The organism is Thermoanaerobaculia bacterium (genome assembly GCA_018057705.1).
Taxonomy (GTDB): Bacteria; Acidobacteriota; Thermoanaerobaculia; order Multivoradales; family JAGPDF01; genus JAGPDF01.
Map to the genome: position 1 here is coordinate 1 of JAGPDF010000151.1, position 5,299 is coordinate 5,299.

Genomic DNA, 5,299 nt, shown 5'->3' on the forward strand with positions numbered 1-5,299 from the left:
GTGCGCAAGTTCTCGCCCGCCTGGTTCGTGGCGGTGCACGCCCCGGTGCCGCTCGCCGTCGGCCTGCGCTTCGCCTCCGGCCTCGGTTTCCAGTGGCACACCCTGCCTCTCTTCGTCGCCGCCTTCTTCGGTGGCCAGTGGCTCGGCGGCAGATTCCGCGCCTGGCGCGACCGGCGCACCGCGTAGTCGCTCCGGGGCGTCTCCGCCCTCCTTTTCGTCCCCCCCACCGAGCCGGAGCAGGGTTAACTACCTACGTAGTGCGGGAGGGGACGGGTACTAACTGCTCTTACGGTCGATGCCGCAACCGGTTAGTTTTGGCCTGCTCGAACCGAACGCAGCAGCGCGGCGTCGGGTCGTCCAGTCGGAGCTCCTTCCGCCGATCCCACCCGCGCACGACCCGAACGAGGAGACACTCATGAAACTGAAAACTCTCGCGAAGATGGCCCTGATCGGCGCCCTGCTGGTCGGCGGAAGTGCCGCCCAGGCGGCCGAGAACCAGGCCGACTGGACGACGACCCTGAACGTGAAGCTCGCGCTGCTCGAGAAGCTGGGTAGCGACTCGTTGCGCATCGAGGTCGAGACCACCGATGGCGCCGTCACCCTCAAGGGCACGGTCAAGAAGCGCGAAACCCTCGAGCTCGCGCAGTCGGTCTCGAAGTCGGTGGCGGGCGTCAAGAGCATGAAGAGCGACCTCCATCTCGAGGCCAATGTCGAGAATCCGAGCTCGACCTCGGTCGCGGCCGGTGAGACGGAAGCCGAAGTCAAGGACGCGATTCTCTCCACCAAGATCCGCATGGCGCTCATCGACAAGATGGGCAGCGACGGCTTCCGGATCGGTACCGTCGCGGCCAACGGCGTCGTCACCCTGGAGTTCGACAAGGACTTCGCCAACAGCCGTCGCACCGACGCGGTGAAAGTCGTCAAGGCCGTGGACGGCGTCAGCAAGGTCATCTCCGTCGACAAGGCGTAAGCCTTCCGGCTGGAGAGTGCTGCACATAAGCCCGCTCGGGGAGACCCGGGCGGGTTTCGTCGTTTCTGCCATCGGCTCTGGGACCCTGGCTCGCGATGCGCCGGGAACCCGCGGAGCCCCCCGGTGGAGTCAGGGCACCAGGCGTCGGGCGCGCTCTTCGACAGCCAGCCACCCGGCTGCCCGCGCCACCCGTTCGACCTCGGCGGCCGCACGCCGCGCCGCCTCGCGGTCGCCGAAAGCGAGGTCCACGGCCGCGCGGTCGAGCCGCAGCTCGAGGGCGGTCGCCTTCCGGCCGGACTCCTCGGCGAGGCGCCTGGCGCCGTCGAGGTTGCGGCGAGCCTCGTCCGCTCGCCCTGCGGCTTGCGCGAGCTCGCCTTCTGCCGCGAGCAGCGCGATCCTGAGTCCGACGACCGGGCTCTGCTCTCCCGCACTCCGCAGGCGGGCGAGTCGCCGCGCCGCTGCGTCGAGGTCGCCCTCCCGCACATCCAGGCGGGCGAGCTGGATCTCGCCGGCCACCAGGTCCACCCGGTCGCCGTGTCCACGCATCGGCTCGAGGGTGGCGTCCACCATGGCGCGCGCCCGGGCGAGCTCGCCCAGGGAGCTGCGAAGGCCCGCCTCTTCCAGGTCGAGCTCCGCCACCTGCTCTGCCGCGCCCACGCCGGCGAAGAGTCGCCGCGCGGCGCTGAAACGTTCGAGAGCTTCGGCCGGCTTGCCGAGCGCGCGCGCCAGGAGACCGCCCAGGAAGGCGCCGCGGGCAGCGACCTCTCCGGTGCCGATCTCGCGCGCCAACCCCTCGATGGCTTCGACAGCGGCGACGGCGCTCCCGACCTTCCCCTCCTCGAGATCCCATTGGCCGCGATGAAGGTAGGCCGAGTCCAGGGCGCTCGCCGCCGGGCCGGCCCGCCCGAGCTCGATCGCCTCGTCGAGGCAGGCGCCGGCGTCGGCCGCGCGGCCCTGTTCCCAGAGGGCCGCGGCGAGATTGTCCAGTGCAAGCGCAGCCTTCAGCGGCCGCTCGAGGTTGCGGAAGATCCCGATGATCTCGCGGAACCGTGCCTCCGCCAGGTCCGGCCGGCCGCGCAGCAGGTCGAGGCTGCCGAGATTGCCGACGATGGTGGCGCCGGAATTGGTGGGCGAGGCGGCGCGCGTCGCTACCAGGGCGCGCTCGAGGAGCCGGCTCGCCCCGGTGAGGTCGTTCGCCTGCGCCAGCTCGATCGCGAGGTCGTTCAGGACACGGGCGAGCGACGCCAGGTCACCCGCACGCTCGAACTCGGCGACCGCGCTTTCCATCTCGCGCCTCGCCTCTGCCCGGCGGCCGAGCGTTCCGAGCAGACGGCCGAGCGAGGCGCGGATCTGCCCTACGAGCTCGCCACGCCCGGTGGCCAAGGCCCGGGCGAGGGCCCTCTCGAAGAGAATCAGGGCCTCTTGCGGAGCGCCGCGGTGCGCAGCGATTGTCGCTTCGACGTAGTCCACCAGCGGATCGTCGGTGGCGCCCGGTATCTGGCGCAGGCGGGCGACGATCAGCCCCGCCTCGTCCGGCCGCTGCTCCCGCAGCAGCGCGATGGCGAGCCCCGCTCCGGCGTCGACGTTTGCGGGTTCGGCATCGAAGCGCCGGACGAGCTCTTCGAGCACCGGCATGGACGCGGCCGAGAAGGGAAATGGCCGCGCCACGGCGAGCGACGGAGTGCCTTCGCCGCCCGGTCTCGTGAGAAGACCGGCGGCGACCGACGCCAGGAGGAGAGCGGCCAGCGCGACGAGGCGCCGGTGCGACCGAAGCACTCCGAGCAGCCTGGAGCGTCGGGCGCCCGGGCGGGCCTCGACCGGCTCACCGGCCAGGTGACGCTCGAGGTCGGCCGCGAACGCCCGCGCCGAAGCGTAGCGCTCCGCGGGTTCGCGCCGCAGCGCTTTCAGGCAGACCGCATCGAGGTCGCGCGCGATCGAGCGCCGGGGCTCTTGGGCAGCGTCCCCCGTTGGCCGCTGGCGCCGCTCACCGCTCGGCCTCCCGGTCGCCGTCGTCTCGCGGAGGCGCTCGCTGGGCGGCCGCGGTTCGGACGACAGCACCTCGCGCTCGAGCTCCCCGCGCGAGGTGCCGGAGCCGCCGAAGGGACGGCTGCCGGTCAGAAGCTCGTAGAGCAGGACCCCTGCCGAGTAGATGTCCGTTGCCGCGGAAACCGGCTCGCCTGCGAACTGTTCCGGACTTGCATAGGCCGGCGTGAACATGCGCAGCGCGAGCGCGGTGACGTGCTGCGGCGCGTCGTCGTCGTCGAGGAGCTTGGCGACGCCGAAGTCGAGCAGGCGGGTACGGCCGAAGCGGTCGACGAGAATGTTGGCGGGCTTCAAGTCCCGGTGCACGACGCCTTGCTCGTGCGCGTACTCCACGGCACCGAGAACCTCGACGACCAGCCGCACCCGCTCGTCGGTCGACAGTCCGCGCTGATTGGCGTAAGTGAGCAGATCCTCGCCCTGGACGTACTCGAGGGCCAGGAAGAGTGTGCCGTCCGGGAGCTCGCCGCCCTCGAGGAAGCGCGCGATCCCCGGATGCTCGAGCGAAGCCAGGATCCGGACCTCGGCCCGGAACCGCCGCGCGCGGTCCGAATCCCCCCAGGGGCGGTCGATCACCTTGAGCGCCAGTTGGCGCCGGAAGGCCTCGCGCACCTCTTCCGCCAGGAAGACCCGTCCCATGCCACCCCGCCCGATTTCTTCGACGATCCGGTAGGGCCCGATCCGGCTCGGCAACCGGCCGGGCGGCTCCTCCTCCAGCGGGAGACGTTCCCAGGCGGTGCCGGCGAAACGGCGCTCACCCTCCGCGCCGTTCTCGAGAAGCGCCCGGATCTCCTCTGCGAGCTCGGGAGCCTCGCGGGCGAGCCCGGTGAGGAAGATCTCGCGCGCCTCCCCCAGCCGCTCGCGCGCCTCCGCGAAGAGATCGGGCAAGCGCGGGTCGAGACTCATCCGGCGGCGGGCTGGAGCTCGCGGGCGAGCCACGCCGAGGCGAACGACCAGTCGCGGCGCGTCGTGCGCACGGAAGTTTCGAGCACGGCGGCGATCTCCTCCTCGTCGAGCCCGCCGAAGAAACGCAGCTCGACGACCTTCGCCTGGCGCGGAAAGGCGGCCGCGAGCCGCTCCAGCGCGCGATCGACATCGAGGAGCTCGACGCCGGGATCGAGGCCGGCCGCTTGGATGTCGGTGAGCTCGATGTGCGGCGCCCCGCCACCGCGCTTCGCGGCATGGCGCTCGCGGGCACGATCGACCAGGACCCGGCGCATCACGGTCGCCGAGAGGGCCAGAAAGTGATGGCGATCCTGGTAGCTCATCCGGTTGTTGCCGATCAGCCGGAGGTAGGTTTCGTGCACCAGGGCGGTTGTCTGCAACGTGATCTGGCGCTGCTCGCCGCGCAGCCGCTGACGCGCCATGGCGCGCAGCTCGCCGTAGAGCGCTTCGATCAGGCGCTCGCCCGAAGCGGCGTCGCCACCGCGCCAGGCGCGCAGCCAGCCGGTGATGTCGGGCGCCAAGCCTGCGCTCGTCGCAACGGTGTCGCTATCCGGGCGCATGGACCAGGAGGAATCCTAGCTCATGGGTCCCCGCCCACCGGCGCGGCGAGGCCCGGAGGAGCATCGATAGCCCGGGTGGGGGCGCCGCTCCCGGGGCGCTGTCCTTTCGCGCCCCGATTTTCCGCCTGGAGATCGGAAGCACCCATCGCGGGTCCAGGCCCGCTCAGGAGACCCAGATGAGATCCGGACTCTGTTCCGCGCCGAGAACCGCTCCGACCCTGCTCGCCATCGCCCTCGCCCTCGGCTCGACGTCGCCGGTCGCGGCCGCGCTCTACGGCCACCGTTCGCAGGAGCTCTCGGACGGCACCGGCGGCCTCGTCACGCCCGGCTCCGCCTTCGCCAACGACGGGCTCGGCCGTGCTCTGGCGGTCGGCGACTGGAACGGCGACGGCTACGACGACCTGGCGGTCGCCGAAATGGAGTCGCTCCTGGGACAGAACGAAGGCGCGGTGCGCATCCTCTACTCGACGTCTGCCGGCCTCCTCGGAGCGGGTGCCCTACCGCCGCAGCTGATCTACGACTTCATCCCCGAGACCGGTGCCCTCGACCGCGAGGCGTTCGACGACTTCGGCAGCGCGCTGGCTGCCGGCAACTTCGACTGCGACGCCTACGACGATCTCGTCATCGCCATCCCGGGCGAGAACATCGGCGCCGCGGCCGACGCCGGGGCGGTGCTCGTTCTCCAGGGCTCGCCCGCGGGCCTGGTGACCGCCAACCTGCTCGACTTCGAGCCGCAACGCTTCTACCAGGGCCTCGCCAGCGTGGGCGATGCCGCCGAAACCGG

At 71.5% G+C, this 5,299-nt stretch carries 5 protein-coding genes; 3 read left to right on the forward strand and 2 right to left on the reverse strand.

Annotation, left to right across the window (positions count from 1 at the left end):
* A partial coding sequence (locus KBI44_21350; GenBank protein ID MBP9147032.1) for a hypothetical protein occupies positions 1-186 on the forward strand: 186 nt, incomplete at its 5' end.
* A 229-nt stretch (positions 187-415) separates the two neighbouring features.
* Positions 416-970: a BON domain-containing protein gene (locus tag KBI44_21355; protein MBP9147033.1), complete on the forward strand. Its 555-nt coding sequence runs from the start codon at positions 416-418 to the stop codon at positions 968-970.
* Positions 971-1,099: 129 nt separating this feature from the next.
* On the opposite strand, the gene KBI44_21360 is transcribed toward KBI44_21355, so the two are convergent.
* Together KBI44_21360 and KBI44_21365 are read right to left on the reverse strand one after the other, a co-directional pair.
* Positions 1,100-3,916: a serine/threonine protein kinase gene (locus KBI44_21360; GenBank protein MBP9147034.1), complete on the reverse strand. Its 2,817-nt coding sequence runs from the start codon at positions 3,914-3,916 to the stop codon at positions 1,100-1,102.
* Positions 3,913-4,515 carry a sigma-70 family RNA polymerase sigma factor gene (locus tag KBI44_21365; protein MBP9147035.1) on the reverse strand — a complete coding sequence of 201 codons (603 nt, stop codon included), beginning with the start codon at positions 4,513-4,515 and terminating at the stop codon, positions 3,913-3,915. The genes KBI44_21360 and KBI44_21365 overlap by 4 nt, the downstream gene beginning before the upstream one ends.
* A gap of 176 nt (positions 4,516-4,691) precedes the next feature.
* Between KBI44_21365 and KBI44_21370 the strand changes: the two genes are divergently transcribed.
* Positions 4,692-5,299 (forward strand): FG-GAP repeat protein (locus KBI44_21370; protein ID MBP9147036.1); only part of this gene is annotated, 608 nt, incomplete at its 3' end.

What these genes read in the sequence shown, in the direction of transcription:
- KBI44_21355 (MBP9147033.1), top strand. Translation starts at nt 416, where the DNA reads ATGAAACTGAAAACTCTCGCGAAGATGGCCCTGATCGGCGCCCTGCTG.
- KBI44_21360 (MBP9147034.1), bottom strand. Translation starts at nt 3,916, where the DNA reads ATGAGTCTCGACCCGCGCTTGCCCGATCTCTTCGCGGAGGCGCGCGAG.
- KBI44_21365 (MBP9147035.1), bottom strand. Translation starts at nt 4,515, where the DNA reads ATGCGCCCGGATAGCGACACCGTTGCGACGAGCGCAGGCTTGGCGCCC.